Consider the following 20294-nt stretch of genomic DNA (forward strand, 5'->3'; position numbering starts at 1 on the left):
AAAAAAAGTAGCGAAGTTCCGCGAACCCAAATCTCACGGAACTTCAGTGTGAAAAAAAGTAGCGAAGTTCCGCGACAAGACATAGAGTTGGAACTCAGGGCTAAAAATTCGGTCGGAAGTTCCAATTTCCATCTAGGGTTGGAACTTCACGACAAAAATTCGCTACGAAGTTCCACCCCATCCACAACAACTCATCACCCACTAAAATTTCCTAAGCAAACATTGTGAAATACCTAAAATTGGAGTAGAATAATCTGGGTGTTTAAATGTGTTAAAGGGAGAAACGAACATGAACAATTTTTTTAAGCTAGAAAGTCGTGGGACGAATGTTAGAACTGAAGTAATCGCTGGTATTACAACGTTCCTAACAATGGCGTACATCGTTGTGGTTAACCCGGCAATATTATCGGCAGCGGGTGTGCCATTCGATCAGGTCTTCATGGCAACGATTATCGCAGCAGTCGTCGGAACGCTCATCATGGCATTATTCGCAAACTATCCAATAGCGATAGCACCGGGGATGGGGATGAACGCGTACTTCGTCACTGTCGTACTTAACCAAGGAATCAGTTATCAAACCGTGTTTGCAGCGGTATTCTTTGCAGGTGTCTTATTTATATTATTAACGTTCACTCCACTCAGAAAGTCACTCATCGCAGCCATTCCAGAAACATTAAAAGTCGGTATTACAGTAGGTATCGGGTTATTCATCGCTTTCTTAGGATTAAGAATGTCTGGAATCATCGTACAAAATCCAGAGACATTCGTGTCATTTGGTGACATTACAGATCCAGTGACATTACTTTCTATTATCGGTCTATTCATTACACTGACTTTAGTCGCGCGAAACGTGAAGGGTGCCCTATTCCTAGGAATGCTCATCACAGGTGTCATTGGATACTTCGCGAATATGTTAGATATCGCTGGTTTCGTATCATTGCCATCAATGCCTGTTTTCTGGGATTTAAACATAATGGGTGTCTTTGAACAATCACTCTACACAGTAATCTTTGCATTTTTACTCGTGACGATTTTTGATACAACAGGAACTACAATTGGTGTTGCTGAACAAGCAGGACTGATGAAAGATGGCAAGCTGAAGAATGCCAATGCAGCATTACAAGCGGATGCAATTTCAACAACTGTTGGTGCAACATTTGGTACGACACCATCGAGTGCGTATATTGAATCGAGTGCCGGTGTACAAGCAGGTGGTCGAACAGGACTGACAACACTCGTTGTTGCGATACTGTTCATTGCGACAATTTTCTTCACACCAATCGTAGAGACGATCTCGGGATTGCCAGCAATTACTGCACCAGTACTTATTATTGTCGGTAGCTTTATGATGGCGGGACTTGAAAAAGTGAATTGGAAACAGTTCGACGAAGCATTCCCAGCATTCATCGTCATCATTTCGATGCCACTGACTTCAAGTATCGCAACGGGTATCGCACTAGGATTCATCACGTATCCATTATTAAAATTATTCAGTGGTAAAGGGAAAGAAGTACATCCGCTCATCTATGTGTTCGGAGTAATCTTTGTTTTGCAGCTCGTATTTTTCCCAGGTCACTAAAACGATAAAGGCACTCGAAATGATTATCTTTTCGGGTGTCTTTTTGTTTTGTGTTGGTCTAGGATAGAGGTGAATGCTACAGCAATTCTACCCGACTTATCTGACAATCCATCTGTTTCAGAACGTCGGGCGTAAGTGGTATCTTTTTCAACATCAGGTGTTAGAAAGGATGATTTAGATTTCATGATTGAATTGTATCCGGTTGGCATGGCGTTTGTTGCGGATTCCAGTACACAGTTGTTTGACGATTATGAAACGTTGGAAACAATGCTCGAACCGAAAAAGTATTATGCGGATACTGACATTGGCCTCAATCATCATGGATTGTGGAATCGTGTGTATGGCGTCAATACACTTGGAAATGGCGGGAACTCTGCCGGGTTTTCATCCAATTTTCTGTTCGATCCGGAGCGTAATATCGGTGTTGTTGTCCTAACAAATCAATCAAATGAAACACGCTTTACATACGATCACTATAATTTGTATATGTTCTGGGCAATATAAAAAGTCGATTCATTTTGCCAAGATAAGTCGAGCCCCTCATTGTTAGAGATTATATGATGTACTCAGGAGATGAAGTTGATGGATATAAAATTAATGAATGCAGCGATTGATTATGTTGAAGACCATTTAAGTTCGCCAATTGACTTGGGTGAGATAGAACGAATTTCAGCAATGTCGCGTTATAACTTTCAAAAAGTATTTACGATTTTGTCAGGTGTGACATTCGGTGAATATGTACGAATGCGACGTATGTCACGTGCAATGCAACTGTTAAAAGAGACTGAAACAAAGATATTAGATATAGCGCTTGAGTGCGGTTATGAGTCGCAGGATGCATTTACAAAAAGCTTTAAAAATTTATATAAGATTACACCAAATTCGTTTAGAAGACATCCAGTATCCTTGACGACATTTCCTAAAATGAATATCTCAGTAACAATAAGAGGAGGAATCAGTATGGCTTATCAAGTAAGAGAATTAGAAACAATGTCAGTCGTCGGTGAGGTTAGATTATACAAATCGATGGGGGTAGCGCTGCGTCAAATCAATTCGTTCTGGAATGAATTTAATGATTCAGAGAGGCCTGATGCGCTGATAGAAATCGCCGATAAAAAGATTCAAGGATTTTTAGGCGTCAGCATTCCACAGGGTGACGGTCTTGAGTACATGATTGCAGTGAGTTCTGATGCGGATACTCGCAATTTTGAATCACGTGAAATTCCGGGTGGTAGGTACTTGGTATTTGAAGCGAAGGGGCCGGTACCCGATGAAATTCAACGTGTAACGAAAGAAGCATTTGAATCGGTCATTCCATCATCTGACTATGAACTAAGAGATGCACCAGAGTTTGAACTATATAAACCCGGTGATCCGAATTCAGCAGAATATGTGACTGAAATCTGGGTGCCGGTGCAGTAACAAAAACCTTCCAAGTGAGAATATATTCCACACTTGGAAGTCTTTTTGTTCTACCAGGATTTTAAAAATCGTAACGGAAAACGAGCTCTCCCTCTTCGATTTCACCGGTATCATAAAAGCCGGCTCTTTTATACACAAAGTTTGCGCGTTTGTTTTCAGGTACTAAATAGATATACGAAAAATCATACGCCTCACGATATTCAGGGTTTTGTAAAACGTGATCGATACACTTAGAGCCAAAACCTTTATTTTGATGTTCTTCTGCAATCATCATGCGCAATATACCCAGACCACCATCTTTGTAGTTTTTCTCCAGCATGATGAATCCAACGAGTGTCTCTTCATTGTAAATGGCATAAGGCATCATGTCGCCTTTTGACAACCATGCTTCTGCAAGTGAATATACATTACTTGCGACAAAGTCATCATTTTCCAACTCCATACCAATCACATCATAAAAATTGTCTTCATCAATCGTTCTAAACTGAATCATAGTTATACTCCTAAATTTTGATTGACTTAAATTTCCAATCGTTAGTTAGCTTATATTATACACGAATGTTATTATAATCAAAAATTTTATTGTATGTTTACTCAGTTTGTTATAATGAGTGTATTGAACTGAACGGAGGTGTTGAAGTTGATCCTAGATAGTGCTGCGCGTACGCGTTTTACTCTTATCGTACGCAGTAAATTTGCCATTTCTCTTAAAAATTGGTGGGATGTGTCCAATTTTAATGAGAAAAATATCTAGGGGAATTTCAACATCAAAATTCCTCTAATTATGGAGGAAACAATGAATATTTTAAATGTGTCACAAGTTTCAAAGTCATTTACAGGCGATATGATTTTTGAAGATATTAAGTTTGAAATTAAAGATAAAGACCGCATCGGCTTGATTGGTAGAAATGGTGAAGGTAAGACGACACTGTTTAAATTGATTGCTGGCGAAGAGCATCCAGACAATGGATTTATTAACTTAAAGAAAGATGCAAAGATTGGACTACTTAGTCAAATACCAAATCTCCCGGATGAACAACAAGTCATCGATGCGCTCAAGAATGTGTTTGAGTATTTAAATGAAACGGAATCGCTCATGCAAAAGCTAGAGAAAGATATGGTAGAACAACCTGAGAATATGGAGAAGATATTGAATCGCTATGCAGATGTGCAAAATGAATTTGAAGCACTCGGCGGTTACGAGAAGGATAGTAAAATAAACTTTGTCATCCACGGTCTAAAAATTGCTGATCTTAAAAATAGAGAATGGCAATACCTTTCTGGTGGCGAGCGGACAAAGGTCGGACTTGCGATGTTACTGTTGTCTTCACCAGATTTACTCCTGCTTGATGAACCGACGAACCACTTGGATATTGAAAGCATTGAGTGGTTAACTCAGTTTATCTTAAATTATAAAGGTGCAGTCATGATAATTTCACATGATCGCTATTTTCTAGATGAGACTGTCGGTAAAATCTTTGAGATAGATCAACAGCAGCTCTATGTATATCATGGCAACTATTCTTATTTTGTTAAAGAGAAGCATGACAGAATTATTCAAGAATATGAAGCGTACAAGACACAGCAGAAGAAAATCGAGAAAATGAAAGAGCAGATTAAACAGTTGAAAATTTGGGCAAACCAAGCCAATCCGCCGAACGCAGCTCTTCATAGACGTGCGAAAAGTATGGAGAAAGCACTCGCGCGTATTGATGTGAAGAAAAAGCCGATTCTTGAAGCGAAAAAGATGCAGCTGGATATGGAACAATCAGGGAAGACGGCGAAAGACATATTTATATTTGAAGATGTCGCAAAAATGTATGAAGACATATTGTTTGAAGATGTGAATATGAGTATATATCGCAATGAACACGTCGCAATCGTTGGGGCAAATGGTACCGGTAAGAGTACATTGCTCAAGATGATGCTCGGCGATGTTGAAGCGGATGATGGTGTGATCAGTCGTGCAGAAAATATTAAAATCGGTTACCTTGCACAACATGACTTTAACAATGGGGACGATACAGTGCTTGAAGCGTATAGAGACTACGCACACGTGACAGAAGGTGAAGCACGCAATCATTTAGCAGGTTATTTATTTTATGGTTATGATGTCTATAAGAAAGTGAAAGATTTAAGCGGTGGTGAAAAGATGCGATTGCGCTGGGCTCAAATTGTGACGAACGATTTTAATGTACTTATTTTAGATGAGCCGACCAACCACTTAGATATTGATTCGAAAGAAATGCTTGAAGATGCACTGGAATCGTTTAATGGCACGATAATTGCTGTTTCACACGATCGTTACTTTCTAGATAAATTCTTCAACAAAACATTGTGGTTGGAATCCGGTATGTTAAGTGAATATGTGGGTAACTACAGCTATGCGAAAGAAAAAAGGAGAAGTTTAAATGAACAGAATTAATCTTATTGCACTTGGTATTCATGATATGGAAGCGTCGTATAGATTTTACAAAGATGTGCTCGGATTTGAAACGTTCGAAGTAAACCCGAATGCACCGATCGTATTTTTTAACAACCGTGGAACTAAACTTGAACTATTTCCAATTGAAGCGCTCGCAAAAGATGTCAATGCAGACGATCCACCGGAAATTAAAACAGGTGGATTTAATGGAATAACACTTGCTTATAATGCAAAAACTGAAGATGAAGTCGATGCAATATTTGAACATTTAATCGCTAATGATGTTGAAATTGTTAAGATGCCTGAACGTGTATTTTGGGGCGGGTATTCCGGCTACTTTAAAGACCCGAACGGCTATTATTGGGAGGTCGCTAAAGCGGCTTTTGAATTCGATGACCAAGACATGATTATCATTGAAAATGATTCACAAAGCTGACAAAATAATGTAACTTTCTCTGATTAACATCTTATTAAATGGGAATATATAGAGTACATAAATAATGGGAGGTTTTTGTAATGGCTAGATCTGAAGACACTCAAGCATTAAAAGAAGTACTGAATCATCAGGTTGCGAACTTCACAGTACTTTGGACGAAGTTACACAACTATCATTGGTATGTAAAAGGTCACAATTTCTTCTCACTTCACGAAAAGTTCGAGGAATTATATAACACTTCAGGTGAATATGTGGACGAAATTGCAGAACGCCTGCTTGCGATTGGTGGGGAGCCGGTTGCACGCCTAGATGAAGCATTAAAGGAAGCAAGCATTGAAGACGCTGAGTATGATTTAACAGCTGACCAAATGGTGAGACAGTTAAACAAAGATTTCGATTTAATTTCAAAAGAACTTGATAAGGGTAAGGATGTCGCTGAAGAAGCTGGCGATGATCGTACTGCAGATATGTTTATTGGAATGAATACAGAACTTGAGAAGAACAACTGGATGTTGAAATCGTTCTTAGGTAAAGATGTTCAATAGATAATTTTTTGGGAGAGTAGGCAACATGTCTACTCTTCTTTTTTATCAGCAAAAAACTTTATATTTTATGAGCATATGATTGGAATTAACTCTAATTCGAGATATAATAAGTCGTGTAAACAAAAATTATGAAATGGAGAAATGAATGATGACTAAAGTAGGAATTATCGTAGGTAGTTTAAGAAAAGATTCTGTAACTAAACTTTTAGCTGAGAACGTTGCACCAATGTTCCCTGAAGGTGTAGAAACTGAGTTTGTAAAAATCGGAAATATTCCTTTATACAACGAAGACTTAGATACAGAAGAAAATACACATGAAGAATATACTAAATTTAGAAATACAATGAAAGAAGTCGACGCAATTTTATTCGTAACACCAGAATATAACCGCACGATGCCAGCAGGTATCAAAAACGCATTAGACGTAGGTTCACGTCCTTACGGTCAAAGTATTTGGGATGGCAAACCAGCTGCAATCATGAGTCAATCCCCATCAGGATTAGCTGGATTTGGTGCAAATCATGATATCCGTCAAGGTCTTGTATTCTTAAATGTTTACCCAATGCAACAACCAGAAGCATACATTGGCGGATCTTATGAATTATTCGATGACAACGGAAAATTAAACAACGAAGATACGAAAAGCTTCTTACAAACAGTTGTTGACGCATTCGTTGAACACATCGGGCGTTTTAAATAATCAAATCAGAATTTGTTCAATGCGTGTATGGCCGAGTCTTGGTCATGCACTTTTTTATGTTTGATATGATATGAAAAAGGCAATATATTATTCATCATAGAAAGTAAAGATTTTAGGAGAATCCGTGATGAATCAATTAGAAGAAGTAAAGATAAAACAGAGTAAAGGTGGACAACTGTTCATCGTAATATTAGGTATCATCATGACATTTGTCAGCATATTTGTAATTTTTATCGGCATAAATGATGACAATATATTCATGGTAATCGTAGGTATAATCGGTACATTGTTTTTTGGGTTGGCCTTCGTGTTATTGGTAAAAAGTTTAATTTCAAAAAAATATGTACTTATATTAAATGAGGAAGGTTTCTATGATTATTCGAGTGCTTTATCGACGAATGATACATTGATACCATGGGATCAAGTGACGCGTGTTGAATTAGTGCAAGTCACTTCAGAGGTTTTCGTAGCATTGTCACTAAAAGATCCAGAACTTGCAAAGCATGCACGGTCAAAAATGGGCAATATGTTTGCGAGGGCAAATAAGAGACTCGGTTATGCAGATGTGTTAGTGACAACAAAAACAGCACAAGGCTATGATGCAGAGAAAGTCGGACAGCTGATGTATGATTACTGGGTGACAGCTGTAGGGATTGAAGAAATCAAAAACAGAAATGAAACCCGTGAACTTAAAGATTTAGATGAATTATAGAAGAAAGCCTACAATTATGTAGGCCTTTTTCATGGAGAATGTGGTATTATATATATGACTGAGGTCCCATAGCTCAGTGGGAGAGTGCTTGCTTGACATGCAAGAGGTCGGTGGTTCGAAACCACCTGGGACCATCTATTACACAGCCATTTTTTAGTGGCTGTTTTTTTGTTTTTGTTATAGCGTTTTTTTCGTCAGATCATTCAGTGAAACAGCAGTTTTATTGCGAATACCCGAGACACTCTCCGCGTGTGTCATAGAACTGACGACCGATTCATGAACGGCTTCAGCCGTCGCCTTGAACAGTGGATTGATATCATCATCGTGTAAAAAGTTCATAGATAACGGTTCTTTTGGTGATTGATGGGGCATCTTCGTTGCAGTAGAGAACGCGAGTGCAAGCTCGCCGCTACCGTTACCAATGTAGGCACCCGTACGGCTTAATCCGACTACGGCACGATTTGATACACGCTTCAACTGGCGCTCAGATAGTGGCACATCCGTTGCGATGACGACGATGATCGAACCTTTTTCTTCGGTTTTATCGTTCGGTAATTCAAAATCGTTGGAGAGTTTTTTATCGTCTATCATCAGGTCTTCGAACGAACCATGGTTGCTCATGACAAGAACACCAACCGTGTACTCAACTTCATTTATTTTTACTAATCGAGAAGCAGAACCGATTCCACCCTTTAACTCGTGACACATCATGCCCCGACCTGCCCCGACAGCACCTTCAGAAAAAACAATGTCAGCATCTTTAATTGCTTGAGCGATATGTGTTTCACGCACGTGCATGCCACGAATATCGTTTAGCTGCATATCATTACACTCGAGCACAATTGGATTCACGGTACCCGTTTTTACACCGATGTCTTCATTTTGATCTAGCATGTGTTTGACAAGGGCAGTAGAGGCAGTGCCGACACTGAGCGTATTCGTAAGAATGATTGGTGTTTCAATCGTGCCCATCTCATCCACTTGAATGAGCCCGACACTTTTCCCAAATCCATTGATAACAGTAGAAGCAGCGAGATATTTATCTGTGAACATATTCCCGTCGTGCGGGAGAATTGCCGTCACACCTGTTTGAATGCCCCCATCACTCAGCGTCACGTGTCCAACTTTGACACCCGGCACATCCGTGATTAAATTATTTTTCCCAGTCGATAAAGTTCGTGTAGAACGATGTTGTTTATCTAGTCCCATTAGAATCCTCCTATCGTATATATAATTTTAGTATACAGTTTATTGTTTATCATTTTTGTGATAATTCTTAAATTTCAATCGTATTAATTCATTGTGAAAGGGAATATCAAAATTATCAAGAGTTGGAGAAATCAATATGAAAAAACTTATAATGCTCGTTGTTGCGATGCTACTTGTTCCGACGTTAGCTGAAGCAGATGAGACTGTATTTGAAAATATGAGGAGTTGTTTGAAATATTAATAGAAGCGCATGGCTTTATAGAAGAAGAAACAGATGATGCGATTGAGAATTTACAAGAATATAGTATACGATAAAAAAAACCCCGAAACCAATATGGTTCCGGGGTTAAGAGCGGATAGAGAGGGATTCGAACCCTCGAAACGGGCGAACCGTTTACAGGCTTTCCAAGCATGCGCCTTAAGCCACTCGGCCATCTATCCATTTAGTGCAACGTTACATATTATAAGATATTTATTTGAAGAATTCAATATGTTATATCGTCGTTTGAACTTGCATCAAAAGGAATATCACAGATATCAAGAAGTAGGAGAAAGGCGATATGAAGAAACATTTAATTGGTGCAATTGTAATACTTCTTATTGGAATGATTGTGACATTGGCGATAAATATTGTACAAGATGAAAGTGAAGCGGAAGATAAGGCAGAGGATAGTGAGCTGAAAGAAATTGAGCAATTCTCACAAGAAGAGAAAAATGCAATCACCCTGGCACGCGAATGGGAAGATGTATTTGACTGGTCAAGAGTGCTAATGATGGAAAACTTACTGGTTGAAAGAACAGGTTGGGAAATCTCAGAAGCGGATGCAGAGGGGGTTCTCGATTATCTAGATTTTGATTATGAAGAGAACGCCTTAGAATCAGCAAAAACGCACTTACTAGCATCCGATTATTCTGATGAGGAGTTACACAATTTATTAACAGAAACAGATGGTTTTACTGAGGGCGAAGCCAAATATGCGATATAAAATTTAGAGCAATAGAGAAACTAAGTCCTGGGAGATGCAATCTTCGGACAAGTTGACGTTTCAGATGAAGCTTCAGTAGAGCACATGGTGAAAGCAACGGTTGATCATTATGGAACATTAGATATTGCAATCAACAACGCTGCGATCACACCTGACGACAAGCCATTGACAGAAACAGATTTTGAATATTGGGATAAACTGATGGCGGTTGACCTTAAAGGTGTCGCACTCTCATTAAAATATGAGTTACGCCAGTTTGAAAAAGAAGGTAATGTAGGATCAATCGTTAATACACCATCAGCAAGTGAAGTCCGTCCACAGCCAGCAAACTCAGCATATGTTGCGGCTAAGTATAGTGTGATCGGATTAACTAAAAATGCTGCGATGGACTACTTACCAAAAGGAATCCGTATTAACACAGTTGCACCAGTTGCAATTGACACACCGATGCTTCGTGGTGCAATTGAACAATGCGGATTAGAACCAGATAGTTATGCGAAACAATTGAGTATGCTTGGTAGATTCGCACAAGCAGAAGAAGTTGCCCAAACTTACCTCTGGTTAGCTTCTGACGGATCATCATACGTAACAGGTGCAGTCATCAATGTAGACGGTGGGTATACTTAATTGTAATAGAGATTTAAAACCAGCATTCGGGTGATGTTGGTTTTTTAATTCTTTGAGATAGGATTGATTGGAGATTTTGGTGGCTTGCTACTTCAGAGAGAAAATAGGGGTGGGGTAACAGGCCGCTGAAAGTTCATGGTAACTCCGAATCAAAAATGGAGTTGAGTGAGGACGGATTTGAGTCTTGTGCTCACTCAGGCTCGAAAATGGAGTTGGGTGAGCACGGATTTTAGTCTTGTGGTCACTCGGGCGCGAAAACGGAGTTGAGTGAGGACGGATTTGAGTTTCGTGCTCACTCGGGCTAGAAAACTGCAGTGAGTGAGCACGGATTTGAAACTGGTGCTCACTCGGGCCAAAAAAAGACACTGAGTGAGCATGGAGATCACATTCACTGAACTCAGCCCACTAAGTCATCTTATAGAAATCAAAAACAACCTGATCTGGTCCTTCAACAAGCAATGAGTAAGTTCCCCAGTCGGTTTTCAAGGGGGCATTCAAGATATTCTGCCCGTCTTCTTTCAACCGTGCTTCTACTGCATTCACATCGTCGACTTCAATGTGTAGAATGGTACCTGAATGGATCGTCTCCATCGGTACCAATGCCTCTAAACTCAACATCAGGGAATGCTCGCCGACTGTAAATTGTGCAAAGTTTTTATCTGCAAAATCTGGTTCTAAATCCAAAAGTCGTTTGATTTTTTCAGTTGCTTCTACAACATTCGAAACGATTAAGTCTGTCTGATTTAATTTCATAACACCACTCCTTAAACAATGTTTTACCAAATTTCACACACATCAAAATAAAAGATAAAAACCCCAAAACCGATACGCATTCAACACACGCACCGATTCGGGCGTTAAATATGTTCAATAGTTATTTAGTCTTAAAAGAAATTACGCTTCAATACCAATTTCTACGTTAGATTCGAATTTAACTTCGTCACTGACTAAAACGCCACCAGTTTCTAATGCTTGGTTGAAGCTCATACCGTATTTTGTACGGTCGATTTTACCAGATACAACGACACCTGCAACAAGTCCGCCACCTGGTGCTTGTGCTGTACCAGTTAATTCGAAATCAAATGTTTCTTCGATTGTTACATCTTTAATTGTTAAGTTACCAGTAATCGTAGACGCAGTAACTGAAGTACTTACAAATTTAATTTCTGGGTATGTTTCGATTTCAAAGAAATCACTTGTTCTTAAGTGATTGTCACGATCTTTTTGGTTTGTATCAATTGACTCTGGATAGATTGTTACGTCAAATTGTAATGAAGATACGTCATTGATGTCACCAGTAATGTTAACATCGAAATTTTTGAATTCGCCTTTAACTTTTGAAACCATCATATGTCTTACAACGAATTCGATATTGCTGTGTGCTTTGTCTAATGTATATTTCGCCATGGGTTAATTTCTCCTTTTAGATAAAAAATAATTTACGTATATACTCTGTTGCAACTACAAGAACATCGTAACATAAAATACCTCGAATTGGAATCAATATATCTCGAATTCTATATATTATTTAAACGAATGTGACCAATCTCAATTTACCTGTATAATTTTCACTAAACAGTGGAATCATAGATTAAATACTATGAATTGTAAAATTATTGTAATGGAGGTTTATCATCAGATGGAGATTAAACACGAGCATCGTGTATTTTATGTGGGTGAAAACGCGAATGAAGCATTAGCTAAAATGACGTATTCTGTCGCAGGTGAGTCGAGCATTATTGCAGATCACACAGAATTGAGTGACGAATTAAGAGGTCAAGGTGTTGGACAAAAATTATTGGAGCATCTTGTCGAATTTGCGCATGAAAACAATGATACAATCATTCCATTATTTCCTTTCGTAAAAGCAGAAATGTACAAAGGTCCTGAAAAATATAAAGATGTTAGGCGATAATTTCATACTCAAATAAACATCCTTCGATATTTGTAGGGTGTTTTTTATTTGAGAAGTCATCTATAATATAAGTAAGTCAAGTTTTACACGGTTGTATGACATTGAGGTGAAAGAATGATTCATAAACAATTATCACGTTTTGATGTATTTGCTTCTCTAGATGTAGAAGAGCTTCACGAAGTGGCATATATTACAGATAGGGTCCATGTTCAAAAAGGCCAACATTTATTTTATCATGGTGATGAAATGGAGAAGTTGTTTTTTATCATTTCTGGAACCGTAAAGATCTATAGAACGGATCAGGAAGGTAACGAGCAAATCGTCAACTTCTTTCAACAGGGTGAGATGTTTCCGCACCACGGTTTGTTTCGAACAGACAATTATCCAGCAAATTCGATTGTGTTTCAAGATGCGACATTACTTGTGATTCACAAAGCAGATTTTGAGAATTTGTTAATGAAGCATGACCGTATCGCGCTAAAAATGTTTAATTATCTAGGCAGTGTAATTTTAGACTTACATAAACGCTTGCAAGAGAAGCTATTATCCAGCACTGATCAGCAACTATTATCGTTGCTTAAGAGACTGATGATTTCTAACGGGATGGTGATTACTCCTGAAGAAACAAAGATCAATATTAAGATGACCAAACAAGAGATTGGTAGTATGGTTGGGATGACTCGGGAGACTGTGAGTCGTAACATCTCGAAGTTTAAGAAGCTTGATATTTTATATGAAGAGTCAGGATACATTGTTATCCGCAATGATAAATTAAGAGAATACAAATAACAAAAAAGTGGCTGCCAACATGTTGTTGGCAGCCACTTATTTATGTCTAAATTATTTAAGACGAGCCTTCTGCATCATCGTATGGATTTTTGTAATACTGTGATTGGTCGGTGAAAGTGATCAGGAAGACGAATGCGAGTATTACAACGCCAATTGCCAATTGTCCAATACCAACGCTGATTTGGTCAGCGAGTAGATAAGCATTACACAGCTGTGATTCTGAAGACGTGTAAAGTACACCTGTAATACCAAACGTAAGTGCCGTGATTACCATGAATATAAATCGCGCAAATGGCTGCAGCTTGCGAAAACTATCTCTTAGTGTCACACCGGCTAACAGTGGTATTGAAACGAACTTAAACAACTCAACGTACCACAGTTCAAGTGCTTCATCCATCGCACGCGGCAACATCCAGTAGATGATAATCGTTACAAATATGATCATGAACGGTACACCATTTTTATTGAACTTCTCAAAGAAATTTGGGAATTTTTGTTGCAATAATGGTGCCATCAAGAGTCCTGCAATGAACAGGAGCATCATCTGCATGTGCATGTGTAAGAACATATAGGACTCAAACAGCGTGCGCATAAAGGGTGTTGCAAATATTAGAATGATGGCCATCCCGTATATAAACTGACGCATTAGGATTCACCTACTTCTAACAAGTCTTCTAGTACTTCAACTGCAACATCTGGCTCACGATAGTTCAGTGTATCTAACAACTGCCCGTCGGGCTTTATCAGATAAAAACTCGTGTTATGCTGAAAATCAGAACTTCCCTCTGGTATAACTGTCACACCATACATATCCAGCAAGTTCTCTAATTCATTATCATCCGGCACGCGCAACATTCTCCAGCTATCACCATCAACATTAAAGTAATTTGCATAGCGATCTAGGACTTCGACAGTATCGCGTTCAGTATCAAATGAGACACTTAAAAATACTATGTCATCTTCATACTTGTCCATGTCGAGTCGTTCAAAAACTTCCTGCATGCTCGCTTCCATTTGCGGACAAGCTGTCGAACAATTCGTGTAGATAAAAGTCATAAACATGTATTTGCCTTCAAATTCATCAAAATGATATGTACGATCCTTGTTGTCCTGTACCGTAATATTTGGAATTTGGGGCGGTGACTCTCTCAGTTCATTTAAGCGTTTTTCTTCAATCGTAAAAGTCGTGTATCCGTCTGTCGCAACCCACAAAAAGAGGAGGGCAATTGCGATGAGAAATGTACGATATATCCATTCTTTTTTCATCTTTATGCCTCCTCTTTTTATTTATATTTTTATATTACCAAGTTCTCCATGTCGGCGATCCTGGCGGTGCGTTAATCACCATGTCGACGATTGGATAACCGTAAGCCATGACAATCATAACGATAGCGAGTGCGAACCACATTGCCCAGTTTTCTGTCCAGAGTGGCGTTTTGTATGCGTCGCGATCTTGTAATGTTTGCATATAGAACGGTGTATGTCCCTTAGGTGCAAAGAACATCAAGTAGTAAATACCACCGACGATCATGAGACCTGCAACCATTAATACTAAACCACCGGCACCGACAATAAGTAACAACTCATTCCATTCAAGTGCATGTGCGTGATCTCCATAAGTTGAGTGCTGACTGCGTCGCGGTGTGCCGAATAGACCGACGATAGACATCGATGCAGACATCAGGAACATACCGATCACCCAAGCCCACGTTTGCCATAATGCAAATTTGTGCATGAATGGTGTAAATTCACGACGTGCTAAGTGTGGGACTAACCACCAAGCAACACCAAAGAATGTTAAGACAACTGCGATACCCACAGTCACGTGGAAGTGGCCAACAACCCAGAACGTGTTATGCACAACTTGGTTTAACTGGTTGTTTGTTTGAGCGATACCACCGGCACCACCAAAGATGAAACCAATCATTGCAATCATAATTGTTAAGAACTTAGGATCTTTCCATGGTAATTTAACTAACCATCCGAGTAATCCCTTACCACCACGACGGCGTCCTGCACGTTCTAATGTTGCAAACATTGCGAACGCTGTAAATAGTGAAGGCACTGCGATTGCTAAACTCATCACTGCGTGACCGAATTTCAATGTTTCTGTGAAACCAGGGTCAACGATTTGGTGGTGGAATCCACCAGGAACGTTTAGTACAACAATCAGGATAACAACGATACGTGCAAGGCTATCACTAAAGATTTTCGTACCAATAACTTTTGGAAGTACCATGTACCAAGCAGAAATTGCAACTAAATACCAAACGTTAACGAGCGTGTGACCAAACCACCATAATAATGTACGGTCGAGCAATACGTTTACGCCGTCCGTCCAACCGAATGCCCAAGGTACTTGTAGTAAAACTTTTGCTGTGACACCAATTGTACCAAGTGAAATCAGCATGTATGCACCGACTGCAAAGAATGCATACAGTGGTAAGTGTTTACCTTTGTTACGTTTCTTCCAATCATATGCTGCGTAGAATATACCTGCTGCTGATAAAAAAATCGTAAATGCTAAAAAGACAAGCCCAACATAGAACCACGGTGATGCTGCGAGTGGGGCATAGAACGTATACATGACAGATGCTTCACCCATCAAGATCGTACCGACGATAAACACTGCTGCGATTAAGAAACTGACTAAACCAGTCCAAGCGAGTGTACGCGTTAGTTTAGGCAATCCACCTAATGCGTAGTCTGTCGCTGAATACAAGTAACCGTTCATAAATAAAAGTGTAAATGAAACAATAAGTAATACACCATGTAATGTTAAGATCTGATAATAATCTAAACCGAAGAAAAATTCTGAAAGGCCTGCGCGGTTTAGTGCTTGTAAAACACCAAATGCTCCACCAATGAGTAACAATAGAAATGCGAGTCCGATCGTGATCAGACCGAATTTTCTAAATTTAACTTCTCCAATTATGTTATTCATCTAATCACTCCTCTACAATAATATTTGCTGTCATCATGTGGTGACCGACACCACAGTATTCGTTACATACCATTAAGTACTCGTCTGCTTCGTTAAATGTTTGTGTAATCGTTTGAATGTGGCCCGGTAAGACCATTGTGTTTAAGTTTGTATGTGGTACGGTAATACCATGAACAACATCTTTAGATGTCATAATGAAAGTTACTTCAGCACCGACAGGTACAGTAATTTCAGATGGATTAAAACTAAAAGCTTCAAGTGTCATTATGACTTCGTACTCATTATCTCCAACTTCGTATACACCAGGTTCATTAAATGGAGCAGGCCCCTCTCCGCCATCTTCCCATAGCGTATGGTCGACCGTTTCTTTGTGTGACGGTGGTCCCATACCAAGAGCGTATACTTGGTATCCAGTGACTATTAGTGCAACAGCAAGAACACCGATACCAAAGATCAACCAAATTTCTTCGAGTTTATGCATTTTCATCTAAATCATTCCCTCCCAATTTCCTGAACTTTAATATCTTAAAATAAATAGCATTAAAAGTAAGCAACTCCAAAGCAGTATTGCACCGCCGACAAAAACGATAGTAGAGAACAAAGTTCCGCGTAAAGATAAGTCTTCATTTTCATCATTTATTTCAGGTGGCTCAGATGTATAAACATTTCCAATTCTCTTTCCTTTATACGTCTTAATTCTGTAGCTACCATCATCTTGAGGCTTAATTGAAGGTCTCTCTTTAATCTCATATGAACTTATGTCAACAACCCTTTGCTTGCCCTTTTCCATGCTTTCACCTTCTCCGTATATTATTTGTTACTTAGAGTGTAAAAAAATATAGGAAATGTTGGTGTGATACAAATCACGGAAGTGAGAAAAAGTTTAAGAGATTTTTATATAATCTTAATAAATGAGTAAAATTACATAGATTGTTATTAATATTAATCGTTTGCTTTGGTTTTTATCTTGTAAGTAAGCGTTGAACATCATGTTAAATCATTCTTTATCGTGTGATTTATGAGGCATCTCAGAATGAACAATGCAAAAAGTGATTGAGATTACAGGTGTGACAAAACGAACACTTCTTTACTTTGGTGAATTGAGCGTTTGAAACGAGAGAAATTTAATGAAGCTGTATTGAAGGATTATTTGTTACTGGAAGATAAAGAACGGGTGAAAGTGTTGAGTAGGTGAGAGGGAATATTATTTGAGGTAGTTGGGCGTGTTGGAAAAACAAAAAAACGTGGAGACTTCGCATGAGAGTCACCACGATTATTGAAAGATTTTTTGCTTTCTTTTTGAGGTTTTTCATAATTTTGCTGTCTCTTTGTGGTCTTTTTTCATAATTTTGCTTTCTTTTTAAGATTCTTTCTTTCCCTCTTTCGTATACGAAATTACGTTTGTTCCTTTGTTGTCCGCGATTTCTTTTGCACGTTTTAATGCTTCATCTTTTGTGTCATATAAATCAGAAGCACGATCCGCAGTTACTGTCTTAACTTGCCAATTTTTCTCATCTTCGTCGAACTTAACTTCAACATCCTCATCCATAAGTTCAGGCCGGGCACTATCGTTGTCGTGGGAATCTTTTTTGCTCGGATTCGGTTCACGTTCAAACGACTCAACTTCACTTTTCGATGCATTGTCATACCACTCCTTTGCCTGTTCAGTCGCTATTGGAATAGCCTCATCTTCATCATATCCAGCATCCACCATCGAATTCGCAATATCAATCATCTTTTTCCTTAGCGTTTGATCAAAGTTTTTGAAACTGTTCGGGTAATCATTCATATTCCAAGGCATTAAATCCACTCCTTTATTGTCGTAAAGTCATTTATATTTAAATACCCAAATTTTAAGGAATTAAAGTGAAACGAGCTTTTAGGGGGTTAGGTTTGGCGGAACGAGAACACCGTTTTTCTCGAATCTCGTACCGCCAAACCGACTACTGCGGAACGAGATCACCGTTTTCCCGAATTTCGTACCGCCAAACCGACTGCCGCGGAACGAGATTACAGTTTTTCCCGGATCTCGTACCGCCAAACCGACTGCCGCGGAACGAGATTATCGTTTTTGCAGAATCTCGTACCGCCAAACCGACTACCGCGGAACGAGAACATCATTTTTCCCGAATCTCGTACCGCCAGACTAACCATCAACTCATCTCTCGTGTTAAAATTAAGAAAACTTTCGGGGGTGGACGATGAAGATTATGATAATGGGTTCAAGTGGTGCTGGGAAATCAACATTTGCTCGTACATTAGGGAAATTATACGATATTTCAGTCTTCCATTTGGATCAATGTTTCTGGAAACCGAATTGGGAGATGTCCACTTTAGATGAACAGATAGAGATTCACTCAAAGTTGATGGCGAACGAGGACTGGGTCATCGATGGGAACTATACAAGATTCTTCGAGGAACGTTCCGGTCATGCGGATAAAATAATTTTTCTGAATATCAGCCGGTGGCGGTGTTTTTATCGTGTGTTGAAGCGGTATGTATTATATAGAGGAAAGACACGGCCGGATATGAGAGATGGCTGTGAAGAGAAGGTAGACTGGGAATTTTTAGTGTGGATTTGGAATTATCATTCGAAGAAGAAACACAAAATTATTACGAAACTTAAATCCATAGAAGATAAAGAGATAGTCATTCTAAATGGTGCGAAATCAGTCAATGCGTATTTAAACAAATTGAATGAGGAGAATGATCATGAATAATGAAATGCAAGAGGCTTTTGAAAATTTAGAACAGATGCGTAATGCCTACTTTGCAAGTCTCGAATTCAACGGTGATATACACACGCGCGTCTTAGACGATAAGTGGAGTATAGCTGAATCGATTTACCATTGTTATAAATTATTGAAATTGACTCGTCTCGGATTGCAAGCATATTTGCCATTTGCAAGACCTATCATTAATCTCGTACCATGTGATAATCAAAATAATGATATGCCAAACATTTACTCAGGTAAAACGATGAAAGCGCCGTTTATACTTATTCCAGGAAATGTTGATCATCTTGAGAAAGGTGATCTTCGAAATCTTCTTGAGGTAGAAACAAGGAAAGTTCAAAATCTTGTAAAAAACTTAACTCAAAAGGAAATTTATTGTATTAGGCTGCCGGATCCAGTGCCAAATTATCCTAATATTATTCAAGGGATAAAACTACTGGAGATTCACGAACGTCATCATTACGAAGTAGTCATAGAAAGACAACAAGCGAACCGCTAGTATTTGAGTAACTTATTGGAATGGACTATGTGTTTTTTTGATTGCGGGACTTCGTTGTTTTGACGATGGGATGTTCTCGGTTTAACGGGACTTCGTCGTCTGGACGAAGGGATGTTCTCGGCTTAACAGGACTTCGTTGTTTTGACGATGGGATGTTCTCGGTTTAACGGGACTTCGTCGTCTGGACGAAGGGATGTTCTCGGCTAAACAGGACTTCGTCGGTTTGACGAAGGGATGATCTCGGCTTAACGGGACTTCGTCGTCTGGACGAAGGGGTGTTCTCGGCTTAACAGGACTTCGTCGTCTGGACGAAGGGCTGTTCTCGGCTTAACAGGACTTCGTCGTCTGGACGAAGGGGTGTTCTCGGCTTAACAGGACTTCGTCGGTTGGACGATGGGATGTTCTCGGTTAAACGGGACTTCGTCAGTTGAACGACGGGATGTTCTCGTCTTAACAGGACTTCGTCGATTGAACGAGGGGATGTTCTCGCTTTAATAGGACTTGACCCTCCCGCCCCTGATTTGAGCTCGGGAGTCCCACAATGCCGGTCTCAGCGGTACTCAGGGTATGATTTTTAGCTCGGGAGCCCCACAATGCTGTTCTCAGCGGTACTCAGGGTATGATTTTTAGCTCGGGAGTCCCACAATGCTGGTCTCAGCGGTACTCAGCGTTCGATTTTGACCTCGGGAGTCCCACAAATCGGTCGATAGTGTTCCTCCCGACACTGAATTGCCCCCGGGAGTAACAGTAATCTGATCGAACTGTGCGTCA

At 39.4% G+C, this 20294-nt stretch carries 24 protein-coding genes and 2 tRNA genes; 15 read left to right on the forward strand and 11 right to left on the reverse strand.

Going from position 1 to position 20294, the window contains the following annotated elements; all coding sequences use genetic code 11:
* The first annotated feature begins 289 nt into the window (after window positions 1-289).
* The 3 genes from BMW30_RS08830 to BMW30_RS08840 all read left to right on the forward strand — a co-directional run bounded on the left by BMW30_RS08830 (window position 290) and on the right by BMW30_RS08840 (window position 3001).
* A complete protein-coding gene (locus BMW30_RS08830; protein WP_091476054.1) occupies window positions 290-1579 on the forward strand; it encodes an NCS2 family permease in 1290 nt (429 codons plus the stop codon).
* 183 nt (window positions 1580-1762) lie between these two features.
* Window positions 1763-2083, forward strand: a complete 321-nt coding sequence (locus tag BMW30_RS08835; RefSeq protein ID WP_091476058.1) for a serine hydrolase — start codon at window positions 1763-1765, stop codon at window positions 2081-2083.
* Window positions 2084-2161: 78 nt separating this feature from the next.
* Window positions 2162-3001, forward strand: a complete 840-nt coding sequence (locus BMW30_RS08840) for an AraC family transcriptional regulator (protein ID WP_180366280.1) — start codon at window positions 2162-2164, stop codon at window positions 2999-3001.
* Between the two features lie 61 nt (window positions 3002-3062).
* On the opposite strand, the gene BMW30_RS08845 is transcribed toward BMW30_RS08840, so the two are convergent.
* Window positions 3063-3494: a GNAT family N-acetyltransferase gene (locus tag BMW30_RS08845; protein WP_091476063.1), complete on the reverse strand. Its 432-nt coding sequence runs from the start codon at window positions 3492-3494 to the stop codon at window positions 3063-3065.
* A 303-nt stretch (window positions 3495-3797) separates the two neighbouring features.
* On the opposite strand from BMW30_RS08845, the gene abc-f reads away from it, so the two are divergent.
* The 6 genes from abc-f (at window position 3798) to BMW30_RS08875 (ending at window position 7953) form a co-directional block, all read left to right on the forward strand.
* Window positions 3798-5426 (forward strand): ribosomal protection-like ABC-F family protein, encoded by a 1629-nt coding sequence (gene abc-f / locus BMW30_RS08850; RefSeq protein WP_091476065.1) that lies wholly within the window; start codon window positions 3798-3800, stop codon window positions 5424-5426.
* On the forward strand, window positions 5413-5862 hold the full coding sequence (locus tag BMW30_RS08855) for a VOC family protein (RefSeq protein WP_091476068.1): 450 nt from the start codon (window positions 5413-5415) through the stop codon (window positions 5860-5862). Before abc-f ends, BMW30_RS08855 begins: the two co-directional genes overlap by 14 nt.
* Window positions 5863-5942: 80 nt before the next feature.
* Entirely contained in the window at window positions 5943-6407 is a 465-nt protein-coding gene (locus BMW30_RS08860; RefSeq protein ID WP_091476071.1) for a Dps family protein, read from the forward strand.
* A 148-nt stretch (window positions 6408-6555) separates the two neighbouring features.
* A complete protein-coding gene (locus tag BMW30_RS08865; RefSeq protein ID WP_091476343.1) occupies window positions 6556-7107 on the forward strand; it encodes an NADPH-dependent FMN reductase in 552 nt (183 codons plus the stop codon).
* Between the two features lie 127 nt (window positions 7108-7234).
* The gene (locus BMW30_RS08870) at window positions 7235-7819 is read left to right on the forward strand and encodes an STM3941 family protein (protein ID WP_091476076.1); all 585 of its coding nucleotides are present in this window, start codon (window positions 7235-7237) and stop codon (window positions 7817-7819) included.
* A 62-nt stretch (window positions 7820-7881) separates the two neighbouring features.
* Window positions 7882-7953 (forward strand) — tRNA-Val (locus BMW30_RS08875).
* A gap of 43 nt (window positions 7954-7996) precedes the next feature.
* Here BMW30_RS08875 and BMW30_RS08880 read toward each other — a convergent pair.
* Window positions 7997-9028, reverse strand: coding sequence for a DmpA family aminopeptidase (locus BMW30_RS08880; protein WP_091476079.1), 1032 nt, complete (start codon window positions 9026-9028; stop codon window positions 7997-7999).
* Between the two features lie 353 nt (window positions 9029-9381).
* Window positions 9382-9469, reverse strand: a tRNA-Ser gene (locus BMW30_RS08885).
* A gap of 119 nt (window positions 9470-9588) precedes the next feature.
* Between BMW30_RS08885 and BMW30_RS08890 the strand changes: the two genes are divergently transcribed.
* Both BMW30_RS08890 and BMW30_RS08895 read left to right on the forward strand, forming a co-directional pair.
* On the forward strand, window positions 9589-10014 hold the full coding sequence (locus BMW30_RS08890; protein ID WP_091476081.1) for an Ltp family lipoprotein: 426 nt from the start codon (window positions 9589-9591) through the stop codon (window positions 10012-10014).
* A gap of 39 nt (window positions 10015-10053) precedes the next feature.
* Entirely contained in the window at window positions 10054-10641 is a 588-nt protein-coding gene (locus BMW30_RS08895) for an SDR family NAD(P)-dependent oxidoreductase (protein ID WP_281242156.1), read from the forward strand.
* A 405-nt stretch (window positions 10642-11046) separates the two neighbouring features.
* Here BMW30_RS08895 and BMW30_RS08900 read toward each other — a convergent pair whose 3' ends face one another.
* Together BMW30_RS08900 and BMW30_RS08905 are read right to left on the reverse strand one after the other, a co-directional pair.
* A complete protein-coding gene (locus BMW30_RS08900; protein WP_091476087.1) occupies window positions 11047-11394 on the reverse strand; it encodes a VOC family protein in 348 nt (115 codons plus the stop codon).
* 141 nt (window positions 11395-11535) lie between these two features.
* Window positions 11536-12048: a YceI family protein gene (locus BMW30_RS08905; protein WP_091476090.1), complete on the reverse strand. Its 513-nt coding sequence runs from the start codon at window positions 12046-12048 to the stop codon at window positions 11536-11538.
* A gap of 193 nt (window positions 12049-12241) precedes the next feature.
* On the opposite strand from BMW30_RS08905, the gene BMW30_RS08910 reads away from it, so the two are divergent.
* Window positions 12242-12556 (forward strand): GNAT family N-acetyltransferase, encoded by a 315-nt coding sequence (locus BMW30_RS08910; RefSeq protein WP_245705674.1) that lies wholly within the window; start codon window positions 12242-12244, stop codon window positions 12554-12556.
* 114 nt (window positions 12557-12670) lie between these two features.
* Entirely contained in the window at window positions 12671-13345 is a 675-nt protein-coding gene (locus BMW30_RS08915) for a Crp/Fnr family transcriptional regulator (protein ID WP_091476095.1), read from the forward strand.
* A 55-nt stretch (window positions 13346-13400) separates the two neighbouring features.
* On the opposite strand, the gene BMW30_RS08920 is transcribed toward BMW30_RS08915, so the two are convergent.
* The 6 genes from BMW30_RS08920 to BMW30_RS08945 all read right to left on the reverse strand — a co-directional run bounded on the left by BMW30_RS08920 (window position 13401) and on the right by BMW30_RS08945 (window position 18090).
* Complete coding sequence (locus BMW30_RS08920; RefSeq protein ID WP_091476099.1) at window positions 13401-13991, reverse strand: hypothetical protein; 591 nt, start codon at window positions 13989-13991, stop codon at window positions 13401-13403.
* Entirely contained in the window at window positions 13991-14611 is a 621-nt protein-coding gene (locus tag BMW30_RS08925; protein WP_091476101.1) for an SCO family protein, read from the reverse strand. The genes BMW30_RS08920 and BMW30_RS08925 overlap by 1 nt, the downstream gene beginning before the upstream one ends.
* Before the next feature lie 34 nt (window positions 14612-14645).
* On the reverse strand, window positions 14646-16289 hold the full coding sequence (locus BMW30_RS08930; RefSeq protein WP_091476104.1) for a cbb3-type cytochrome c oxidase subunit I: 1644 nt from the start codon (window positions 16287-16289) through the stop codon (window positions 14646-14648).
* 4 nt (window positions 16290-16293) lie between these two features.
* On the reverse strand, window positions 16294-16776 hold the full coding sequence (locus BMW30_RS08935; RefSeq protein WP_091476107.1) for a cytochrome c oxidase subunit II: 483 nt from the start codon (window positions 16774-16776) through the stop codon (window positions 16294-16296).
* A 30-nt stretch (window positions 16777-16806) separates the two neighbouring features.
* Window positions 16807-17079, reverse strand: a complete 273-nt coding sequence (locus BMW30_RS08940; RefSeq protein WP_091476109.1) for a hypothetical protein — start codon at window positions 17077-17079, stop codon at window positions 16807-16809.
* A gap of 570 nt (window positions 17080-17649) precedes the next feature.
* On the reverse strand, window positions 17650-18090 hold the full coding sequence (locus tag BMW30_RS08945) for a DUF2188 domain-containing protein (protein ID WP_091476112.1): 441 nt from the start codon (window positions 18088-18090) through the stop codon (window positions 17650-17652).
* Between the two features lie 400 nt (window positions 18091-18490).
* Between BMW30_RS08945 and BMW30_RS08950 the strand changes: the two genes are divergently transcribed.
* Both BMW30_RS08950 and BMW30_RS08955 read left to right on the forward strand, forming a co-directional pair.
* The gene (locus BMW30_RS08950) at window positions 18491-19009 is read left to right on the forward strand and encodes a P-loop NTPase family protein (RefSeq protein ID WP_091476115.1); all 519 of its coding nucleotides are present in this window, start codon (window positions 18491-18493) and stop codon (window positions 19007-19009) included.
* The gene (locus BMW30_RS08955) at window positions 19002-19523 is read left to right on the forward strand and encodes a DinB family protein (protein ID WP_091476119.1); all 522 of its coding nucleotides are present in this window, start codon (window positions 19002-19004) and stop codon (window positions 19521-19523) included. Before BMW30_RS08950 ends, BMW30_RS08955 begins: the two co-directional genes overlap by 8 nt.
* Window positions 19524-20294: the final 771 nt, after the last annotated feature.

Source organism: Aliicoccus persicus (genome assembly GCF_900110815.1).
Lineage (GTDB): Bacteria > Bacillota > Bacilli > Staphylococcales > Salinicoccaceae > Aliicoccus > Aliicoccus persicus.

What these genes read in the sequence shown, in the direction of transcription:
- BMW30_RS08830 (WP_091476054.1), top strand. Translation starts at nt 290, where the DNA reads ATGAACAATTTTTTTAAGCTAGAAAGTCGTGGGACGAATGTTAGAACT.
- BMW30_RS08835 (WP_091476058.1), top strand. Translation starts at nt 1,763, where the DNA reads ATGATTGAATTGTATCCGGTTGGCATGGCGTTTGTTGCGGATTCCAGT.
- BMW30_RS08840 (WP_180366280.1), top strand. Translation starts at nt 2,162, where the DNA reads ATGGATATAAAATTAATGAATGCAGCGATTGATTATGTTGAAGACCAT.
- BMW30_RS08845 (WP_091476063.1), bottom strand. Translation starts at nt 3,494, where the DNA reads ATGATTCAGTTTAGAACGATTGATGAAGACAATTTTTATGATGTGATT.
- abc-f (WP_091476065.1), top strand. Translation starts at nt 3,798, where the DNA reads ATGAATATTTTAAATGTGTCACAAGTTTCAAAGTCATTTACAGGCGAT.
- BMW30_RS08855 (WP_091476068.1), top strand. Translation starts at nt 5,413, where the DNA reads ATGAACAGAATTAATCTTATTGCACTTGGTATTCATGATATGGAAGCG.
- BMW30_RS08860 (WP_091476071.1), top strand. Translation starts at nt 5,943, where the DNA reads ATGGCTAGATCTGAAGACACTCAAGCATTAAAAGAAGTACTGAATCAT.
- BMW30_RS08865 (WP_091476343.1), top strand. Translation starts at nt 6,556, where the DNA reads ATGACTAAAGTAGGAATTATCGTAGGTAGTTTAAGAAAAGATTCTGTA.
- BMW30_RS08870 (WP_091476076.1), top strand. Translation starts at nt 7,235, where the DNA reads ATGAATCAATTAGAAGAAGTAAAGATAAAACAGAGTAAAGGTGGACAA.
- BMW30_RS08880 (WP_091476079.1), bottom strand. Translation starts at nt 9,028, where the DNA reads ATGGGACTAGATAAACAACATCGTTCTACACGAACTTTATCGACTGGG.
- BMW30_RS08890 (WP_091476081.1), top strand. Translation starts at nt 9,589, where the DNA reads ATGAAGAAACATTTAATTGGTGCAATTGTAATACTTCTTATTGGAATG.
- BMW30_RS08900 (WP_091476087.1), bottom strand. Translation starts at nt 11,394, where the DNA reads ATGAAATTAAATCAGACAGACTTAATCGTTTCGAATGTTGTAGAAGCA.
- BMW30_RS08905 (WP_091476090.1), bottom strand. Translation starts at nt 12,048, where the DNA reads ATGGCGAAATATACATTAGACAAAGCACACAGCAATATCGAATTCGTT.
- BMW30_RS08910 (WP_245705674.1), top strand. Translation starts at nt 12,242, where the DNA reads ATGAATTGTAAAATTATTGTAATGGAGGTTTATCATCAGATGGAGATT.
- BMW30_RS08915 (WP_091476095.1), top strand. Translation starts at nt 12,671, where the DNA reads ATGATTCATAAACAATTATCACGTTTTGATGTATTTGCTTCTCTAGAT.
- BMW30_RS08920 (WP_091476099.1), bottom strand. Translation starts at nt 13,991, where the DNA reads ATGCGTCAGTTTATATACGGGATGGCCATCATTCTAATATTTGCAACA.
- BMW30_RS08925 (WP_091476101.1), bottom strand. Translation starts at nt 14,611, where the DNA reads ATGAAAAAAGAATGGATATATCGTACATTTCTCATCGCAATTGCCCTC.
- BMW30_RS08930 (WP_091476104.1), bottom strand. Translation starts at nt 16,289, where the DNA reads ATGAATAACATAATTGGAGAAGTTAAATTTAGAAAATTCGGTCTGATC.
- BMW30_RS08935 (WP_091476107.1), bottom strand. Translation starts at nt 16,776, where the DNA reads ATGAAAATGCATAAACTCGAAGAAATTTGGTTGATCTTTGGTATCGGT.
- BMW30_RS08940 (WP_091476109.1), bottom strand. Translation starts at nt 17,079, where the DNA reads ATGGAAAAGGGCAAGCAAAGGGTTGTTGACATAAGTTCATATGAGATT.
- BMW30_RS08945 (WP_091476112.1), bottom strand. Translation starts at nt 18,090, where the DNA reads ATGCCTTGGAATATGAATGATTACCCGAACAGTTTCAAAAACTTTGAT.
- BMW30_RS08950 (WP_091476115.1), top strand. Translation starts at nt 18,491, where the DNA reads ATGAAGATTATGATAATGGGTTCAAGTGGTGCTGGGAAATCAACATTT.
- BMW30_RS08955 (WP_091476119.1), top strand. Translation starts at nt 19,002, where the DNA reads ATGAATAATGAAATGCAAGAGGCTTTTGAAAATTTAGAACAGATGCGT.